16 protein-coding genes and 1 pseudogene are annotated in these 17,863 nt (G+C 64.7%); 1 reads left to right on the top strand and 16 read right to left on the bottom strand.

Features of this window, described 5'->3' with window-relative positions; genetic code table 11:
• Positions 1-77: 77 nt before the first annotated feature.
• From lnt to EN853_RS02810, 15 genes and pseudogenes are all read right to left on the bottom strand, one after another.
• The gene (gene lnt / locus EN853_RS02740) at positions 78-1,667 is read right to left on the bottom strand and encodes an apolipoprotein N-acyltransferase (protein WP_127857739.1); all 1,590 of its coding nucleotides are present in this window, start codon (positions 1,665-1,667) and stop codon (positions 78-80) included.
• A gap of 97 nt (positions 1,668-1,764) precedes the next feature.
• Positions 1,765-2,234 (bottom strand): annotated as a pseudogene (locus EN853_RS02745) (VOC family protein).
• 12 nt (positions 2,235-2,246) lie between these two features.
• Positions 2,247-3,323 (bottom strand): hemolysin family protein, encoded by a 1,077-nt coding sequence (locus EN853_RS02750; RefSeq protein WP_127857740.1) that lies wholly within the window; start codon positions 3,321-3,323, stop codon positions 2,247-2,249.
• A 28-nt stretch (positions 3,324-3,351) separates the two neighbouring features.
• The gene (gene ybeY / locus EN853_RS02755) at positions 3,352-3,849 is read right to left on the bottom strand and encodes an rRNA maturation RNase YbeY (RefSeq protein ID WP_127857741.1); all 498 of its coding nucleotides are present in this window, start codon (positions 3,847-3,849) and stop codon (positions 3,352-3,354) included.
• Between the two features lie 11 nt (positions 3,850-3,860).
• The gene (locus EN853_RS02760; protein ID WP_241855517.1) at positions 3,861-4,853 is read right to left on the bottom strand and encodes a PhoH family protein; all 993 of its coding nucleotides are present in this window, start codon (positions 4,851-4,853) and stop codon (positions 3,861-3,863) included.
• Positions 4,854-4,990: 137 nt separating this feature from the next.
• Positions 4,991-6,400: a tRNA (N6-isopentenyl adenosine(37)-C2)-methylthiotransferase MiaB gene (miaB, locus tag EN853_RS02765; RefSeq protein WP_127857743.1), complete on the bottom strand. Its 1,410-nt coding sequence runs from the start codon at positions 6,398-6,400 to the stop codon at positions 4,991-4,993.
• A gap of 187 nt (positions 6,401-6,587) precedes the next feature.
• Positions 6,588-7,388 carry a 1-acyl-sn-glycerol-3-phosphate acyltransferase gene (locus EN853_RS02770; protein WP_127857744.1) on the bottom strand — a complete coding sequence of 267 codons (801 nt, stop codon included), beginning with the start codon at positions 7,386-7,388 and terminating at the stop codon, positions 6,588-6,590.
• Positions 7,389-7,415: 27 nt separating this feature from the next.
• A complete protein-coding gene (gene rimI, locus EN853_RS02775) occupies positions 7,416-7,910 on the bottom strand; it encodes a ribosomal protein S18-alanine N-acetyltransferase (RefSeq protein ID WP_127857745.1) in 495 nt (164 codons plus the stop codon).
• Entirely contained in the window at positions 7,910-8,662 is a 753-nt protein-coding gene (gene tsaB, locus EN853_RS02780) for a tRNA (adenosine(37)-N6)-threonylcarbamoyltransferase complex dimerization subunit type 1 TsaB (protein ID WP_127857746.1), read from the bottom strand. The genes rimI and tsaB overlap by 1 nt, the downstream gene beginning before the upstream one ends.
• Positions 8,663-8,809: 147 nt before the next feature.
• Positions 8,810-9,913: a DUF1513 domain-containing protein gene (locus tag EN853_RS02785; protein WP_127857747.1), complete on the bottom strand. Its 1,104-nt coding sequence runs from the start codon at positions 9,911-9,913 to the stop codon at positions 8,810-8,812.
• A gap of 4 nt (positions 9,914-9,917) precedes the next feature.
• Positions 9,918-10,997 (bottom strand): imelysin family protein, encoded by a 1,080-nt coding sequence (locus EN853_RS02790; protein WP_127857748.1) that lies wholly within the window; start codon positions 10,995-10,997, stop codon positions 9,918-9,920.
• Entirely contained in the window at positions 10,997-12,601 is a 1,605-nt protein-coding gene (locus EN853_RS02795) for a di-heme oxidoredictase family protein (protein WP_127857749.1), read from the bottom strand. Before EN853_RS02795 ends, EN853_RS02790 begins: the two co-directional genes overlap by 1 nt.
• A 12-nt stretch (positions 12,602-12,613) precedes the next feature.
• Positions 12,614-13,099: a bacterioferritin gene (bfr, locus tag EN853_RS02800; protein WP_127857750.1), complete on the bottom strand. Its 486-nt coding sequence runs from the start codon at positions 13,097-13,099 to the stop codon at positions 12,614-12,616.
• Positions 13,065-13,376, bottom strand: coding sequence for a (2Fe-2S)-binding protein (locus EN853_RS02805; protein ID WP_127857751.1), 312 nt, complete (start codon positions 13,374-13,376; stop codon positions 13,065-13,067). The genes bfr and EN853_RS02805 overlap by 35 nt, the downstream gene beginning before the upstream one ends.
• A gap of 58 nt (positions 13,377-13,434) precedes the next feature.
• On the bottom strand, positions 13,435-14,751 hold the full coding sequence (locus EN853_RS02810) for an imelysin family protein (protein WP_189343855.1): 1,317 nt from the start codon (positions 14,749-14,751) through the stop codon (positions 13,435-13,437).
• Between the two features lie 431 nt (positions 14,752-15,182).
• On the opposite strand from EN853_RS02810, the gene EN853_RS02815 reads away from it, so the two are divergent.
• Positions 15,183-16,436, top strand: a complete 1,254-nt coding sequence (locus tag EN853_RS02815; RefSeq protein ID WP_127857752.1) for an FAD/NAD(P)-binding oxidoreductase — start codon at positions 15,183-15,185, stop codon at positions 16,434-16,436.
• A gap of 1 nt (position 16,437) precedes the next feature.
• Here EN853_RS02815 and EN853_RS02820 read toward each other — a convergent pair whose 3' ends face one another.
• Entirely contained in the window at positions 16,438-17,715 is a 1,278-nt protein-coding gene (locus EN853_RS02820; protein WP_127857753.1) for a 4-aminobutyrate--2-oxoglutarate transaminase, read from the bottom strand.
• Between the last annotated feature and the right edge of the window lie 148 nt (positions 17,716-17,863).

Raw genomic sequence — 17,863 nt, forward strand, 5'->3', positions numbered from 1 at the left:
CCTGCCCCAACAGACCCCTCCAGCCGACTTCGAGAAAATTTTAGGCGTTACAGTATGAGTTTCTAATGTGCCGACTGTCAATTCACCCGTAGCCGCTGCCTTACATTCAATGTGAGGGCCGCGAGGGCAAAGAGCAACATGATCAGCAATCCGTTAATTCGGCGCTGGCCGGCGGTCAGGAGGGCGCGCCCAGAAACCGGGACATGCGCATCGATGGCGCCGCGCGCGTCGAGCGCCAGCGCATCGACAATGCGCCCGCGCGAATCAACAACGGCGGAGATGCCGTTGTTGGCCGCGCGCAACAAAGGCAATCCGTTCTCCACCGCGCGAATCTGCGCCTGCCTGAAGTGCTGATAGGGGCCTGGCGTGTCGCCAAACCAGGCGTCGTTGGTGACGTTCACGACAAGTTCAGATGATGCCGCATCAACCGCCACAAGGTCAGGAAAGATGACCTCATAACAGATGAAGGGAGCCGCCCGCAGGCCGTTCGGCACCGCGATTGGATGCCGCTCGTTGCCGGCGGCGAAGTTCATCGGCCCGGCAACGAACTGGCCTATGCCGAAACGCTCGAACAGCCCCCCAAAAGGCAGATATTCGCCGAACGGTACCAGATGCACCTTGTCGACCGCGTCGACGATCTCGCCCTTGTCGTCGATCGCCACCACGGAATTGTAATAGCGGCTGCCGGCGCTCCCCGAGCCGCCCTCCTCGCGCACCACGCCGGCAATCAGCATTTGGCCGTCGCCCAGCATGTCACCCAGCGCCGTCAACGCGTCCGGACGCTCGGTGAACAGGAACGGCACCGACGTCTCCGGCCACAGAATCAATTGCGGCTTTGCATGGCCCTGCTCCGGCGCCTTCGCCGAAATCCCCATCAGCGTGGCGAAGATGCGGTCACGCACCGAGGCGTCCCATTTCTCGCTGAGATCGACGGCGGGCTGGACGATGCGGACATCGATCGAGCTGGTGGCCGGCTCGGCCGGGACGACGAGCCTGAAATAGCCGAAGCCGACGTGAGCGGCGACGAGGATGACGAACAAGGCCAAGCCCAGCCTGAGATGCCGGCGCGCGGCGACAAGCGCCGGCAAGGAAAAGACGAAGACGGCGAGCGCGTTCATGCCGATCATGCCCGTCACCGACACGCTCTGCATCAGGAGCGGCACCGGCATCGCGGCATAGCCGACGGCATTCCAGGGAAAGCCGGTGAAGAGAAAATCGCGCAGCCATTCGGCAAGGCCGAAGCCGAAGGCGAGTGCCGCGATGCGGCCGATATCGCTGCTCCAGAAAAGCCGCGCCACGACCGCCGCAAAGCCGTAGAAAAAGGCGAGCCCGAAGGGGATCCCGACCACGGCGAAAGGCAAGGCCCAGGCGAAGCTGTCGGCCTCGACCAGGAGCGCCTGACCGATCCACCAGAGGCCGGAAAGGAAATAGCCGAAGCCGAACCACCAACCGATAGCGAAGGCCGGCCGCAGGCGTTTGAGCCAGCCGTCGGAGGCTTCGCCGGTGGCGCCGTCGAGCAGCCAGACAAGCACCGGAAACGAGACGAAGCAGACGGCGAAGAAATCGTAGGGCGCCTGGGCGAGGACAGCGAGGGCTCCGGCGCCAAACGCCACCAGCGCCCGCCGCCATCCCCACAGCAGAATTATCCGGCCGGCAAAGCGCTGCATCTAGCTTCCCAAGTCGCACGAATCAGGCAGCCAGAGATTTAACAGGCCGAGCCGCCGGCTCCAAACACGGATGAGCGCAACCTAATTCACGGTCGCGCTATCTATGCCAGCCTTCGATGCGCAGACCGCTCATTTGCTCCGCCTCGTCCTTGGACACCACGCGCATGGTCTGCGTGAAGGTCCAAACATGGCCCTCGGGGTCGCGAGCGCGGTATTGGCGCTCGCCATAGAAATGATCGGCCGGCTCTTCGAGGATTTCAGCCCCGCCGCGCGTGCCTTTTCGCAATGGGCGTCGATGTCGTCCTTCAAACGGATGTAGACCGACTGCGTGTTCTTGCCGCCGACAGAAGCGGGGCTGGCAATGTGCCCGGCCCATTCGGAATCGACGATGATGTAGCCGTCGCCGAACCGCATTTCGGCATGGATGAGCTGCCCGTCCGTATCGCTCACCACCATGCTGGGCTCGAAACCGAATGCTGCCTGCAGCCAGGCCAAAGCCGCGCGCGGATTTCGATAGAAGACGCCTGAACCGAGGACTGCGTGCTTGAACGGGTCGCCGACCGGCATGGCGCGACGATATCAGGCCTGCTCGGTGCGCGCCGCGCGGCGCCGCTGCCGTTCGCCCTTCGGGCTCTGCACGATGCGCACCCGCTTGACGCGGCGCGGGTCGGCGTCGAGCACGTGGAACTCGAAGCCCGGTATGGCCTGCACCACTTCGCCCCTGGCCGGGACCCGACCCAGCGTGTTGAAGATCATGCCGCCGATGGTGTCGACATATTCGCCATGCTCGCCGGCGGCGAAGTCCTCGCCGATCATCTTGGCGACCTCGTCGATCTCGGCCTTGCCGTCGACGACGAACACGCCGTCGCCGGTCTGGGTGATCATCGGCTCGTCGTCGTCGTGCTCGTCCTCGATGTCGCCGACCACCATCTCGACGATGTCCTCCAGCGAGGCGAGGCCGTCGGTGCCGCCATATTCGTCGATGACCAGCGCCATCTGGGTGCGTGTCGTCTGCATGCGCCCCATCAGGTCGGAAGCAAGCATCGAGGGCGGCACGAAGAGCACCGGGCGGATCAGATCGAGATCGCCGATGGTGCGCGCGAGGTCGACCTGGGCGAGATCGAGGACCGTCGGCGCCGGGGCCTTCCTGCTCGCGCGGCCTTTCTTGACGCGGGCGAGCTTGGTGATGTGGGCGAGCACGTCGCGGATGTGGACCATGCCGCGCGGGTCGTCGAGCGTTTCGGAATAGACCGGCATGCGGGAATGGCCGGACTGTTCGAACAGGCCAAGCAGATCACCAAGATTGGTGTTGATCTCGACCGCCTCGATGTCGGCGCGCGGCACCATCACATCCTCGACGCGCACTTCGCGCAGCCGCAGGATGTTGTTGAGCATGGCGCGCTCGCCGGGCGAGAAGGATTCGGCGTCGCTCGCCGTCTCGGCCAGCGCGCCGGCGATCTCCTCGCGCAGGTTGGTGCCGTTGCGATGCCGGAACAGACCAAGCACGCGATCGAAGAGCGAGGGACCGGCATGCGCAGGCTCGACGGCCACGCTGCCGGTCGGAATACTCGGACTGGAGCCCTCTTCCGATTTCTCGGAAGGCTTGGCCGCACTGCCGGCGTCCGGACGGGCGGCAGTCTCTGGTTTGTCGTTCATCGTCATCAGGTCAATTGGTCTTTTTTTGTTACGCGTAGGGATCGGGAATGGCAAGCCTCGCAAGCGCCGCGCGCTCGATCGCTTCCATCTCCTCGGCCTCGGCGTCGGTCTCGTGATCATGGCCAAGAAGATGCAGCAGGCCATGGATGACGAGATGGGTGATATGGTTCGCCAGCGGCTTGTCTTCCAGGGCAGCCTCGCGCGCGACCGTCTCCGAGGCCAGCACTATGTCGCCCAGCATCGGCGGCAGCTTGCCGCCTTTCGGGAAGGAAAAAGCCGGGAAAGACAAGACGTTGGTTGGTTTATCCTTGCCACGCCATTCGGCGTTGAGGGTCTGGATATGGGCATCGTCGGAAAAAACGATGCTGAGCTCGGAAGCGCCCTTCGTGCCGGTTTCGGCAAAGGCGGCCGCGACGGCCCGATCGACGAGGCGCGTCAGCGCAGCCTCGGCAGGCCAGTCGCCGGCCTCGACGAAAATATCGATGTCGACCGGCGTCGCGCCGCTGGATTCCGGATTTTCAGCCATTTGGCCTTCGATCAGCTTTCGGCGCCGAGCCCTCTGGCCAGCTTGCCGTCGCGGTCATAGGCCTTGACGATCTCGGCGACCAGCGGATGCCGCACCACGTCGCCCTCATTGAAGCGGACCGTGACGATGCCCGGCACGCCGTCGAGGATGCGCAGCGCCTCGACCAGGCCCGACTTGGTGTTGGGCGGCAGGTCGATCTGGGTCGGATCGCCGGTGACGATCATGCGCGAATTCTCGCCGAGACGGGTCAGGAACATCTTCATCTGCATCGGCGTGGTGTTTTGCGCCTCGTCGAGGATCACCGCCGCATGCGCCAGCGTGCGGCCGCGCATGAAAGCCAAAGGCGCGATCTCGATGACCTCGGCGGCAATCGCCCGCTCGACCTTGTCGGCCGGCATCATGTCATAGAGCGCGTCGTAAAGGGGCCTCAGATACGGATCGACCTTCTCCTTCATGTCGCCGGGCAGGAAGCCAAGCCGCTCGCCGGCCTCGACCGCCGGGCGCGAGAGCACGATGCGCTCGACCATGCCGCGCTCGAGCAGCATCGCCGCATGGGCCACCGCAAGATAGGTCTTGCCGGTGCCGGCCGGGCCGATGCCGAAGACCATTTCGGAACGCTCCAGCGCGCGCATATAGGCGTCCTGGTTGAGCGAACGGGCGTAGATCGTGCGCTTGCGCGTGGCGATCTGGGCGGCCGAAACCTTGCCCTTGCGCTCCATGGTCGGCAGCGTCAGCTGGTCGTCGGCGGCGATCGCCATGCGCACCGCGCCATCGACGTCGGACTGGCCGATATCGGCGCCCTTCTGCAAAATGCCGTAGAGCGTGTCCAGCGCGCGGCGCGCCTGCTCGGCAGCGGACGCCGTCCCCTTGATCGCAAGCTGGTTGCCGCGCGAGCGGATATCGACGCCGAGCTTTTGCTCGAGCCGGGCCAGATTCTCGTCGAACTGGCCGTAGAGGGCGCTGGCAAGCTTGTTGTTGTCGAAGGTCAGTACGATGTGCGCCATGTCGGAAGCCCCGGACGCCTGGTTCTGGGGCGGATTCTTCAGTTCAGCAGCGCTCAACCGTCTCTCCTCATCTGCCGAGGCTTGTGGCTATGCATGTCGTCATCCCAATAGCGCGGGCATTTTTTGGGCGACATGCATCAGGCCAACTCGGCGAACAGGCTGTTGGGGCCTGTCTTCGTGATTCGTACGCCAATAATGTCACCGATTCCACCGGCCTTGTCGTCAACAATAACGGGCTGCAGCCATGGCGAGCGGCCGACTTTCTGCCCAGGGCGGCGGCCAGGCTTCTCGATCAGCGTGCTGACGGTGCGGCCGACCATGCTGGCGATGAAGCTCTGCTGCTGCTCGTTGATCAGCGCCTGCAGCCGCTGCAGCCGCTCGTCCTTCACCGCCTCGGACAGATGGCCGTCCATTTCGGCGCCCGGGGTGCCGGGACGAGGCGAATATTTGAACGTGAAGGCCGAGGCGTAACTGACCTCGCGCACCAGCTCGAGCGTCGCCTCGAAATCCGCTTCCGTCTCGCCGGGGAAGCCGACGATGAAGTCGCCGGACATGGCGATGTCGCCGCGGGCCGCGCGGATGCGCTCGATGAGCACCAGATAGTCACGTGCCGTGTGCCTGCGGTTCATCGCCTTCAAGATCCGGTCGGAGCCCGACTGCACCGGTAAATGCAGATAAGGCATCAAGGCGGGCAGGTCGCGATGCGCCGCGATCAACTCATCATCCATGTCGCGAGGATGGCTGGTGGTGTAACGCAGCCGCGCCAGGCCCGGGATCTCCGCCAGCCGGAAAAGCAGGCGGCCAAGACCCCATTCCTCGCCGTTTTCGCCCTTGCCGTGCCAGGCGTTGACGTTCTGGCCGAGCAGCGTCACCTCGCGCACGCCGGCCTCGGCCAGGCGCTCGGCCTCGGCGACGATCTGGGCCACCGGCCGCGAGACTTCGGAGCCGCGCGTATAAGGCACGACGCAGAAGGTGCAGAACTTGTCGCAGCCCTCCTGGACGGTGAGGAAAGCAGTGACGCCGCGCTTGGCCACCTCGGCACGCTTCGGCTGCGGCAGATGCTCGAACTTGTCCTCGATGGCGTAGTCGGTCTCGACGATCTTCTGGCCGCCGCGGACCCTGGCCAGCACATCGGGCAGGCGGTGATAGGTCTGCGGGCCGATAACCAGATCGACCGCCGGCGCGCGGCGGATGATCTCGGCGCCCTCGGCCTGCGCCACGCAACCGGCGACGCCGATCAGCAGCTCGCGCCCCATTTCGGCGCGCTCGGCCTTCATGTCGCGGATGCGACCAAGTTCGGAATAGACCTTTTCGGCCGCCTTTTCCCGGATATGGCAGGTGTTGAGCAGGACCAGATCGGCGTCCTCGACAGCGTCGGTGGCGACATAGCCGTCGGCAGCCAGCGCATCGGTCATGCGCTGGGAATCGTAGACATTCATCTGGCAGCCATAGGTCTTGACGAAGACCTTTTTCGCGGCCGTCGCTGGCGCCTGCTGATGTTCCGGCGCCGTGCCGATGCCGTGGCTTTCGATCGTGTTCAATTCCATCGGCCGGCTTCTAGCGCCTTTCCGTGACAAAAAACAGACGATTCTGGCCGTCCAGGGCGCCGCGCGTCCGGTTTCGGGCCATGCGCTAAAGCATGTCTCCCGAAAGTGGGAACCGGTTTCGGGACAAAGACATGCGTAGAATCAAAACCTAAAGCACACGGAGCGGATCTGAAAGATCGCGACGCCTTTAGCGACTGGGACGTGGGTCGGCGAGCGCGGCCTGCATCATCTCGCGCACCTTGGCTTCCATCAGCCGTGCCGTTTCCTTGCGGTTCGAACCCTTGGCGAACGGCACCGGATCGCCGAAATGCACCTCGGCGTCGACCGCGCCTTCGGCAAGCAGCACCTTCAGATGCGGCATCAGATCCTGGTCGCCGATCCAGGCGGCGATCGGCCGGTGGCGGCGGCCCATCGGCGCGCCATGGACGCGCGTGTAGGCGATCGCCACCGGCTGGATGAAAACCTGTTCTGCCGCCCCTTCGGAAATCGCCATCGAGGCCGCGCCGAACAAAGTGCTCTTGAACGGCAGCACCAGATTGCCGTCGCCCGTCGAGCCCTCAGCGAACAGCACCATCGCGTCGCCATTGGCCATGCGCCTGGCGATCTCGCTCGCCTGGTCGCCGGAGGTGCGCTTGCGCTCGCGCTCGATGAAGACGGTGCGCTGCAGCTTGGACAGCATGCCGATCAGCGGCCAGCCTTCCATGTCGGCCCTGGCGATGAACTTCACATCGACAAAGGAGCCGAGCACCATGATGTCGGTCCAGGAGATGTGGTTTGCCGCGACCAGCAACGGGCGCTCCCTGGACAGCGCGCCCTTGACGTGCACGCGGATGCCGAGCGCCTTGAGGATCATGCCGTGCCAGATCCTCAGGACGACCGTCTCCGGCCAGAGCCCGGTCTTCATCGACAGGAGTTGCAGCGGCACCATAACCAGCGTGCCGACGACGACCAGGGCGAACGCCAGGAAAGTCCGCAATTTCTTGATCATTCGCTCCCGCCCTGTAGCGCCGTCTGGCTAGCGAAGATCGCGGCGCATGACAAGCGCGCCAGTCGGGCCGTGCTCGGTCGACCGGTAGTAGTTCGGACGCTGGCCGACCTGGCGGAAGCCGAGCCTGCGGTAGAGCGCGATGGCCGGCTGATTGGTCTCGTCGACTTCGAGGAAGAGCGCCTCGGCGCGTTGCGCATGCAATTCGCGCAGCACCGCATCCATCAATTGCCAGCCGAGCCCCTGGCGGCGATGCGCGCGGGCGACGGCAACGGTCAGGATCTCGCCCTCGCCTGCCGCCAGACGCGCCAGCACGAAACCGACCGGAGGCTTTGCGCCCTGCCCGGTCTCGCGCGCGGCGTAGCCGAACACGGTGTCTTGCTCGAGCAGCGCCGCAAACTCTCCATCGGTCCAGGGCCGAACAAAATCCTCGCGGTGCAACACCGAGACGGCGGCACTGTCGGCTACCGTCAGCGGCTCCAGCGCATAGTCCCTGCGGCGGGGTTTAAGAAAAGGTATGCGCATCAGGACTCTTTCTCTCCTGAATCCCGCCTTTGGGGATTCCGGCCTTGTTTTTCCGAACCATGACCCTGCGGCGGGTCACGATCCTGTCTTGGCAGAATGAAGCCTGCCTGCGGCTTGGCGTCGGCGCCGCGCAAGTAGAGCGGCTTTGGCTTTTCGCCTGGCTCCTTGCCGGCAGCCAGCCTGGCATAGGTCGCGATGTCCGCGGTGGCGGCGACCGGGCCGATATCGAAGGTGCGCCCTGCCGCGGCGGCAATCTGCGGCGCAGCGGTGCCGGCGAGGACCGCGGCCGCGTCGACCGCCATTGCGGTCGCTTCGGGGAGCGTGGCCACCGCGGGACCGTAAGTCAAGACTAACGCTCTGTCGAAAAGAGCCGCATGGAGCTCTGCCCGGCCGGCGTCGAGTGCCGCAAGCACGGCACGGCCTGGAAAGGCATTTGCGGCTTCCGCTGCCAGCGCTTCCAAGGTCGTCACGCCGATCGCCGGGATTTTCAGCGCCAGCGCCAGGCCGCGCGCGGTCGAGACGCCGACGCGCAGGCCGGTGAAGGAGCCTGGCCCGATCGAGACGGCGATGGCATCCAGGTCGTCATATGCAACGCGGGCGGCTTTCAGGGCGGTCTCGATGACGGCCATCAGATGCTCCGCATGGCCCTTGCCCAGGTCGAGGACCTGACGGCCAAGCTCGCTGCCCGCGCCCGCATCATAGACGCAGGCGGCACAGAGACTGGCGGCGCAGTCGATGGCGAGCAGCTTCATATTGGCAGCTTTATATGGCCGGTTAACGAACTGGATCGAAACACAATTCCCTCTGCCCGGCATGGCCCGCCACTGCAAGGGCCAGGCGGCATAAATGTGAAGCGGCTTCGCTTGCGTGCATCACCAACGCCAGCATCTTGTCGGCCGTCAGACCACGGCCGCAATGCGCAGCATGTGGTTGTCCCAGACATAGCCGGGTTCGGAACGTGTACCGGCGCCGCCGACGATCTCGCCGGCGCCGGTGGTCGCCATGTAGCCGGCAGCATCCGGGGCAAGGCCACAGACCTCGACAAGCGACTTGGTCACCACAACGCGCCCGCTGGCGGCTTCGATGACGGCAAGCGAATTGCCTTCCGGCGAGGTCACGGCGACCGTACCGGCGGCGGGATTGGCGGCGACCGAGCCGATATAGTTGCGGAAACCCGACAGCACGTCCTGCGGCATCTCCAAAAGCTCCAACTCCTTGCCGCGTATGGCGCGCCCGACCAGCGCCGGGCGATCGGTCGCCGGTCCACGATACTGGCAGCCGAACCACACGGTGCCCGCCTGGTCGCGGTCCATGTGGCGGATCGAGAGCTGGTGCAGCGCCGTCGGCAGCTCATGCTTTTCGATCAGATCGCCGGTGATGCGGTCGACCAGCGTGTAGGAAGGCTTCATCGTCGCGATATTCAGTTCGGCGCGGCCGAAATCCGGATGCGTCTCGATGCCGCCATTGGCAATGGCGAGCGTCCTGCCGTCGCCAAGCAGCAGCAACTCATGCGGCCCCATGCCGTGGGTCGGGAACTCGCCGACGCGGCTGAACTTTGCCTTCGCGTCGTAGACGCCGACGACGCCGGCGGCGTTGTCGAAATCATTCTCGGTGGCATAGAGCAGGCGGCCGTCAGGCGAGAACACGCCATGGCCGAAGAAATGCCGGCCCGCGATGCTGGCGATGGTCAATGGCGGCGCGCGCCCGGCATGGTCGAAGACGACGGCGAAGGTGCCGGGCTGGCGGGCGAAGACGACCGAGCGCATCGACCCCGGGTCGAAAGTGACGTCGTGGCCACGATCCGGCAGATCGACGGTGTGCAGGATCTTGCCGGCCTCGGAGAGCACGGCGGCGCCGAAGCTGCCGTCACGCTTGACGAAGGCCGTGGCAAAGACGGCGTCGGCAGCAAGCGTATCCGCCCAGGCACGCGGCGCCATTGCGGCGGCGAAGCTCGCGCCGGCAGCGCGCAGGAAATCGCGGCGATCGATCAGCGAGGTCCTCAAAGCGTCAATCCCCATCGAGCGATGAAAAGCCGGCGGTGAGGCCGAACTCTGCGGTCATCCTGGTGCCGATCAGGGTCGAGAGGCTGGAGGTGATTAGCGCGAAATGGTCAAGCTTGCCGCGCAGCGCCGGATCGGCGAGCGCCTTGTCGATCGGACCCGTGATGGATTTCGCCGTGGCCACGCCGTTGGTGAGCTGGATGTGGATGGATTCGGCCATCCACCGGGCATCGGCGGGCAGCGCATCGCCAAGCTTCGAGGCCTTGAACAGCCGGTCTATGCCGGACAGGTTTCCGGCCAGCGAATTCGTCGTGTTCTGCGAACGCCAGTAGATTGCTTGCTTCGGCTTGTCGGCTTCCGGCTTCGCGCCAAGGAAGCCTTTGAGCCGCACGTCGCGGATCATGTCCAGCTCATTGATGAAGACGCCGACCAGTTCCGTCACCGCCTCCGTGCCGTTGCGGTAGAGCGGGTTCTTCGACCCCGGATTGGCCCAGAGCGCAGCAAAACCGTCCGGCTTGTTCCAGGCGTCGCGAACCTCGCTGGCGATCGTTTCGATGTTGCCGGCGACCGCAGCCCCATAGGCGCAGCGATAGGGCTCGTCCGTCCCGGCAAGCGTTTCAGCGCCATCGCCGAACAGCACGTATTCGAGCGCGCCGAGCCCCTGCATGGCGACGCTCTTTGCCGCCAGTTGCGCGGGATCGGTGGCGGAAGGGTCTTTCGCGGCGAGCGTCGCCTGCACCTGCCTCAGGCCGATGCTCTTGCGGTCCGGCCAATAGAGCATGCGCTCCAGCCGGTTATTCTCCTTGATCGGCCCGAAGGCGATGATCTCGGCCACCGACCAGGCTTCGACCGTGGCCGAATAATCCGCGCGCGCCGCATCGAGATTTTGCTCCGACGGCGTCGCGCAAAGCTGGCGCATCGCCTTGGTCAGGCTCGTGGCACGATCGTCGAGGCTGGCATAGGCAGGGCCCACAAACCCGTCGATCGCGCGTCCGATGACATCGGAGGTTCTGACCGCGGCCGATGCCGGCCACGCGGCGGCCAGAAACAAGGGAAAAGCAAGGACGGCTACGATGCGTCTCGACATTAAAGCGACTCCAGGAATTTGATCAGCGCGTCACGGTCGGCGGCAGCGGCGCCGGCGAAGCAGTCGCGCGCCTTCTGGCCCTCGCCGCCGTGCCAGAGGATCGCCTCGGCAAGCGTTCGCGCGCGCCCGTCATGCAGGTAGAAGCTGTTGCCGTTGACCGTCGCGATCAGGCCTATGCCCCAGAGCGGCGGCGTGCGCCATTCGCTGCCGCTCGCTTCCCCCACACGCTGCCCGTCCGCAAGGCCTTCGCCCATGTCGTGGAGAAGGAAATCGGAATAGGGCCAGATCAGCTGGAAGGCCTGCGCCTTGTTGGGCGTGCCGCGCATGGTGACGAATTTCGGCGTATGGCAGGAGATGCAGCCCATTTCGTAGAATTGCCTCTTGCCGGCAAGAACGTCCGGCTCGCCGATATCGCGCCGCGCCGGCACCGCAAGGTTCTGCGAATAGAAGGTGACTAGGTCAATGACCGGGGGCGGCGCCTCCACTTTCCCCAGGCGCTCCTGCACGCCATTCGGCATGGCAAGGCAATCCCTTTGCGCTTCGGTGCAGTCGCCCCAATGTTTCGGCACTTCCGGCGTCGAGATGCCGATGTCGCCGGCGAAGGCATCGGCTGTCTGCTGGCGGATCGATGCGGCCTGCGCCTTCCAGCCGAAGCGGCCCAAAGTCACCGCGCCGCTCAGCTCATCGCGCACGATGTTGGGTCGGCCGGAGATGCCGTCGCCGTCGCGGTCGTCCGGATCGGCATTCGAGAGGATATCAGCTGGAGCGATCTGCTCGATCAGGCCGAGGCCGATCATCGGCGGCGTCAGGCGCGGCGACAATGTGGTGCGCGGATCGAGGGGGCCATAGGCGAGGTCTTCGATCGAGTAGCCGGGCTTGCGCAGCGAAACGACGGCGCCGTCGGCAAGCTTCACCTTTTCCTCGGTATAGACGACGCGCATCCGGCCTTCGCCCTTGAGGCCGGGCACCGCCAGATCCTGCAATTGCGAGCCATAGACCGGATCGGGGAAGTTCAGCACCTTCTGGTCGGCGAGCGCAGCCTTCTCTTCGGCATTGCTTGCGTCGCGCGCGAGGCGGAGGAAGATCGACGTCGAGCCGATGCCGCCTTCCGGCGGCCGGCCGCGGCCGTCCTTCAGGTGGCAGTTCTGGCAGGCGCGCTCGTTGAAGAGCGGGCCGAGACCGTCCGAGGCCTGGGTCGACGACGGTGACGAGACCCAGTTCTTGCGGAAAAGCGCATTGCCGAGCTTGAAAGTGCCTTCTTCCTCGAAGGTGATGTTGGCGGACGATTGCGAGAACGCGTCGCGGTTGATGTCCTTCTCCGATGTGCCGGCACCGCCCTGCATCAGTTCGAACGGCTCGGGCTTGGCGAAATCGGTGGTCAGCCGGGTGACGGCCAGGACGCGCGCCTGATCCCTCGGCGTCAGATCGGTGCGACGGCTCGTCGGCAGACCGGCCGGCTCACCAGCCGAGGTCGACGTAGCAAGCGTGATTGCCAGCAAAAGCGAAGCCCCGCGATAAATCCGGTGTCGCGGGGTCTTGGGGAGCGGCAGGCCATCATTTCGGGCCCGCCGCGAGCGGCGCGAAGAATCTACCGGGCGCCGCATTCCCGCATGTCCTTATTCCGCCTCGTTGGCCGAGTCGGCGTTGAGCTGGCCGTACTTCTCCTCGCCGATCGAGGCAAGCAGGTCGAGCTGCGTCTCCAGAAAGTCGATGTGGCCTTCCTCGTCGGCCAGTAGGTCCTCGAACAGCTTCATCGACACGTAGTCTCCCGCCTCCTGGCAGATCTCGCGCGAGCGCTTGTAGGACGTGCGCGCGTCATATTCGCCGGCGAGATCGGATTCGAGGACTTCCTTGACGTTCTGGCCGATGCGCAGCGGCGCGACGGACTGCAGGTTCGGATGCCCTTCGAGGAAGATGATGCGTGCCACCAGCCGGTCGGCGTGATGCATTTCCTCAATCGATTCCGCCCGCTCCTTCTTTGCGAGCTTCGTGTAGCCCCAGTCCTCGAGCAGACGATAGTGGACCCAGTACTGATTGACGGCCCCAAGCTCCAGAAACAGGGCTTCGTTAAGCCGCTCGATGATCTGCGGTTCGCCTTTCATGGGTTCTGCTCCCGTATTGGACCCGCAAGCCTCTCACGCGGTCCAGGTGTGAAACGATGTCCGCGCCGCTTCCCTCTGAACGGGCGTGGTAGTTCTCGGTGACCCGAATGATCGTTTCCACCACATTTGGGAAGCAGCCGCAACAGCGGCCGCGCTTGCGCATGGCATGATAGACCTTGGCAGGCACAATAAGCTGCCAGGGATCTTCATCCAGCAGACTGACGATCGTCTGCTCGATCTCCTTTTCGGTAATGATGTTGCAATGGCAGATCAGCATTTACTTGCCCTGGCTGACGGCGCCGCCCGGACGCCGTTGGCTGTACTTGCCCGACAGTTTACTTGAACACCTTGTCCGGCGCATCGAGGCTGTCGGAGCCCTCGAAGGCGATGGCGTTGAGCTTGAGCGAACCGACAGCGCGTTCGATCGACTTGGTCTGGTCGATCAGCGCGTCGATCGCCGCCTGCACGGTGGCGTTGCCTTCCGCGTTGCCCTCGGCGATTTGCTGGTCATAGGCCTGGCCGGCCAGCGCCCGCGCCTTGATCGCTTCCATCTTGGCGACCGTGACGTCGAGCTTGTCCGACAGCTCCTTCTCGATCGCAGGGTCGGTGGCCTTGACCATGTCGGACACCGACGGGCCGGACACCACGGTGCCGTCCAGACGGGTATAGCTGGCGTGATAGGCGGCGCGGATGCCGATCGCATCATAGAGATGGGAAATGTGGGTGTTGTCGGAGAAGCAGTCGTGCTCCTCTTCCGGATCGTGCAGCAAGAGGCCGAGCTTCATGCGCTCGCCGGCCAGCTCGCCGTACGACAGCGAGCCCATGCCGGTGAAGATGGTGGAGATGCCGGCGTTCGGCTCGCCGTCAGTGAGGCTCTTGCGTGCCGCGCCGTCTTCCTTCCAGTCGTTGACCATCTCCTGCAGGTCGGAGACCAGCAAGTCGCTTGCCGACTTCAGATATTCGGCGCGACGATTGCAGTTGCCGCCGGTGCAGTTCTTGACATCATAGTCGGTGTAGGGGCGCTCGCCGACGCCGGGCCCGGTGCCGTGCAGGTCCTGGCCCCAAAGCAGGAATTCGATCGCGTGATAGCCGGTCGCCACATTGGCCTCGACGCCGCCGGCTTCCTGCAGCGTGCCGGAGAGGAATTCGGGCGTCAGCTTCGAGGCGTCGACCTTCTTGCCGTTGATCTCGATCTCCTTGTTGGCGATGACGTTCGCCGTATAGAGCGAGTTCTCGTCCGACTCGGTGCCGTAGCTTTTGGCGACATAGTCGATCAGGCCTTCGTCCAGCGGCCAGGAATTCACCTTGCCTTCCCAGTCGTCGACGATCTTGTTGCCGAAGCGATAGACCTCGGTCTGCTGATAAGGGATGCGCGCCGCCTTCCAGGCCTCGCGGGCAGCGTTGAGCGTCTCGGCCGAGGGCTTGGCGATGAGCGCATCGACGGCCTTGTCGAGCGCTTGCGCGGTGGTCAGCGAATCCTCGTATTTGGCGAGCGCGATATCGGCATAGGTCTTGATCACCGCCTTCGGGTCCGTTTCGGCCTTCGCCGGCAGCACGAACACAGCCGCCGTCAGCGCCGCGGTGGCGCCGATCGCGGCAAGCCTGCTGCCCCAACGTGGCGCAATAATTCGCGGCGAAATTATCGCTTTCATCAATCCCATCTCCTCAGAAATTCAATGACATAGGTGCGCGGCCGCAAGCGTGCGGCGCCGGCACAAGCACCAATGACCGGAAAGGCAAAGTTGCCGCGCGATGGCACGGCCAATCAGCAAAAGACACCGAAATGCCTCCAATCGAAAGGGTTCAAGGCCCAGACATCAAAGGAATGCGCCAGGAGCGCGGCCCTCCATAAAGCGGCGGAAAGGTTGGAAGTCAACTGGTGAGGCAGAGAAAATTCAATTGAAACAACAGTTTAGAATTATTCTAAACTGCAATTATCAACTTTAAGCCCGATATGGACGCCGAACATCCGGATTGACAGGCGGCCGTTCTGGGTGCGACCGGGACGTGGGCTCTTGCGGCGGCGGCAGACAATCGCCACCTGGCTGAAGATCCTAGATTCGAAAGCGAAAAAAGGGCTGCGATGAAGAACGGGGTGGTCATTGTCGGTGCGGGTCATGCCGGCGTGCAGGCGGCGGCCAGCCTGCGCGAGGAAGGCTATGACGGACCGGTCATCCTGATCGGCGACGAGAACGAGCTGCCCTATCACAAGCCGCCGCTGTCCAAGACCTTCATCAAGGATGCCGAGGCCAAGCCGCAGCCGCTGCGCGGCGAAGCCTTCTATACGGGCAATGCCATCGATTACCGGCCTGGCGTTTGGATCGACAGGATCGATGTTGGCGCGCGCAGGCTCGACGTTTCCGGCGGCAGCGCAATTCCCTTCGATCGGCTGGTGCTCGCGACCGGATCGCGGCCGCGCCTGCTCAAGCTCGATGGCGCGCAGCTCGCCGGCGTTGTGTCGCTGCGCTCGCTGGCCGATGCGCGGCTGATCCGTGAACTCAGCGCGCAAAGCGAGGACGTCGTCATCCTGGGCGGCGGCTTCATTGGGCTGGAGATCGCGGCAACGCTGAGGGCCGCCGGCCGCAAGGTCACCGTTGTGGAAGCCCTCGACCGGCTGCTCGGCCGCGCCGTTGCGCCGGCGATCGCCGCCCATGTGCGCCAGCGCCTGGAAGCGATCGGCGTGCGTATCTTGACCGGTACCACGATCGCCAGGCTGGACGGCGAAGGCGGCCGAGTCTCGGCCGCGATCACGTCGAGCGGCGAGCGCCTGCCGGCGCAATTGGTGATCATCGGCGTCGGCGTGGTCCCCAATGTCGAACTGGCGGAAGCCGCCGGCATTGCGATTGCCAACGGCGTGCGTGTCGACCAGCATATGCAAAGCTCGATCCCCGAAATCCTCACCGTCGGCGACGCCGCCTCCTACCGGCACTGGTTCACCGGCGGTGACGTGCGGCTGGAATCGGTGCAGAACGCCACCGACCAGGCGCGCCTTGCCGCGCGCATCATCCTTGGCCATACAGACGCCTATTCCGCGGTACCCTGGTTCTGGTCGGACATCGGCGACATGAAGCTGCAGATGGTCGGCCTAACGCAAGGCGGCGACAGCCATGTCGTGCTGGGCGAGCCGTCCGAGAACAGGTTCTCGATCTACCATTATGCGGGCAACCGGCTGCTCGGCATCGAATCCGTCAACCGGCCGGCCGACCACATGCTCGGCCGCAAGATGCTCGGCGCCGGTTTTTCGCCAGCGCCGCAGACGGTCGCGGCAGGGCTGGATGCGCTGAAGGCGGCGCTTGCCGCCTTCAGCCAGGACGAGCCCGCGAGGGCGACGGGCTAATTCAAGCCGCCCGCGCTTCGCGGATCGAGGTCTCCAGAATGTCAAGCGCTTCGGTCATGACGCCGTCCTGGATGGTGATCGGCGACAGGAAGCGGATGACGTTGCCGTAGACGCCGCAGGTGAGCAGGATCAGGCCCTTGTCGAGCGCCTTCAGCCTCACCGCATTGGCGAATTCCGCTGACGGGAGGCCTTTCTTGACGTCGTTGAACTCGACGGCGTTCATGAAGCCCGGGCCGCGGATGTCGACGATCTCCGGCACGTCGTCGCGGATCGACTCCAGCCGCTGCTTCAGCCTGGCGCCCAGCGCATTGGCGCGGTCGCAGAGTCTTTCTTCATCGATGACGTCGAGCACCGCGTGGGCTGCCGCCACGCCGATCGGGCTCCCACCATAGGTGCCGCCGAGCCCGCCGGGGCCGGGCGCGTCCATGATCTCGGCACGGCCGGTGACGGCCGAGAGCGGGAAGCCGCCGGCGAGGCTCTTGGCCATGGTGGTGAGATCGGGCGCCACGTCATGATGCTCCATTGCGAACATCTTGCCGGTGCGGGCAAAGCCGGTCTGCACCTCGTCGGCGACGAGCAGGATGCCGTGCTGGTCGCAGATCTTGCGCAGTGCCGTCATGAATTCGCGCGGCGCCTCGTAGAAGCCGCCCTCGCCCTGCACCGGCTCGACGATGATGGCGGCGACGCGGGCCGGATCGACATCGGCCTTGAACAGCTTGTCGAGCGCTGCGAGCGAATCCGCGACCGAAACGCCGTGCAGCGCGACCGGGAACGGCGCATGGAAGACGTCGGCCGGCATGGCGCCGAAGCCGACCTTGTAGGGCACGACCTTGCCGGTCAGCGCCATGCCCATGAAGGTGCGGCCATGGAAGCCGCCGGAAAAGGCGATGACCGCCTGACGGCCGGTGGCGTTGCGGGCGATCTTTATCGCGTTCTCGACCGCCTCGGCGCCGGTGGTGACGAAGATCGTCTTCTTGTCGAACTTGCCGGGCAGCATGCCGTTCAACCGCTCGGCGAGCCGCACATAGCTCTCATAAGGCACGACCTGGTGGCAGGTGTGGGTGAAGCGGTCGAGCTGCGCCTTGACCGCCTCGATCACCTTCGGGTGGCGGTGGCCGGTGTTGACCACGGCGATGCCCGAGGAGAAGTCGATGTAGCGGCGGCCCTCGACATCCCAGATCTCCGAATTCTCGGCGCGATCGGCGTAGATCTGCGTGGTCATGCCGACGCCGCGCGAGATCGACTGGTTCTTGCGTTCAGAAATGGCTGAATTCTTCATCTCGTCCCTCATCGGGCAGGCGCCCGCTTTGTTTTGATGCCGTCAAAGCCTCTTCTGACCCTATTTCAGGTTTTCCTCAAGTCGGCACATTGGCCCAGTCGATTGGGCCTGGCCTGGCCGGAAATCGATCTTCGCCAGGCGGTTGATC

Source organism: Mesorhizobium sp. M1C.F.Ca.ET.210.01.1.1 (assembly GCF_004791585.1).
In the GTDB taxonomy this organism is placed as follows: Bacteria; Pseudomonadota; Alphaproteobacteria; order Rhizobiales; family Rhizobiaceae; genus Mesorhizobium.

Bases quoted from the DNA above. Each gene is read 5' to 3' on its own strand.
- lnt (WP_127857739.1), bottom strand. From the start codon at position 1,667: ATGCAGCGCTTTGCCGGCCGGATAATTCTGCTGTGGGGATGGCGGCGG.
- EN853_RS02750 (WP_127857740.1), bottom strand. From the start codon at position 3,323: ATGAACGACAAACCAGAGACTGCCGCCCGTCCGGACGCCGGCAGTGCG.
- ybeY (WP_127857741.1), bottom strand. From the start codon at position 3,849: ATGGCTGAAAATCCGGAATCCAGCGGCGCGACGCCGGTCGACATCGAT.
- EN853_RS02760 (WP_241855517.1), bottom strand. From the start codon at position 4,853: ATGGCGCACATCGTACTGACCTTCGACAACAACAAGCTTGCCAGCGCC.
- miaB (WP_127857743.1), bottom strand. From the start codon at position 6,400: ATGGAATTGAACACGATCGAAAGCCACGGCATCGGCACGGCGCCGGAA.
- EN853_RS02770 (WP_127857744.1), bottom strand. From the start codon at position 7,388: ATGATCAAGAAATTGCGGACTTTCCTGGCGTTCGCCCTGGTCGTCGTC.
- rimI (WP_127857745.1), bottom strand. From the start codon at position 7,910: ATGCGCATACCTTTTCTTAAACCCCGCCGCAGGGACTATGCGCTGGAG.
- tsaB (WP_127857746.1), bottom strand. From the start codon at position 8,662: ATGAAGCTGCTCGCCATCGACTGCGCCGCCAGTCTCTGTGCCGCCTGC.
- EN853_RS02790 (WP_127857748.1), bottom strand. From the start codon at position 10,997: ATGTCGAGACGCATCGTAGCCGTCCTTGCTTTTCCCTTGTTTCTGGCC.
- EN853_RS02795 (WP_127857749.1), bottom strand. From the start codon at position 12,601: ATGCGGCGCCCGGTAGATTCTTCGCGCCGCTCGCGGCGGGCCCGAAAT.
- bfr (WP_127857750.1), bottom strand. From the start codon at position 13,099: ATGAAAGGCGAACCGCAGATCATCGAGCGGCTTAACGAAGCCCTGTTT.
- EN853_RS02805 (WP_127857751.1), bottom strand. From the start codon at position 13,376: ATGCTGATCTGCCATTGCAACATCATTACCGAAAAGGAGATCGAGCAG.
- EN853_RS02810 (WP_189343855.1), bottom strand. From the start codon at position 14,751: ATGAAAGCGATAATTTCGCCGCGAATTATTGCGCCACGTTGGGGCAGC.
- EN853_RS02815 (WP_127857752.1), top strand. From the start codon at position 15,183: ATGAAGAACGGGGTGGTCATTGTCGGTGCGGGTCATGCCGGCGTGCAG.
- EN853_RS02820 (WP_127857753.1), bottom strand. From the start codon at position 17,715: ATGAAGAATTCAGCCATTTCTGAACGCAAGAACCAGTCGATCTCGCGC.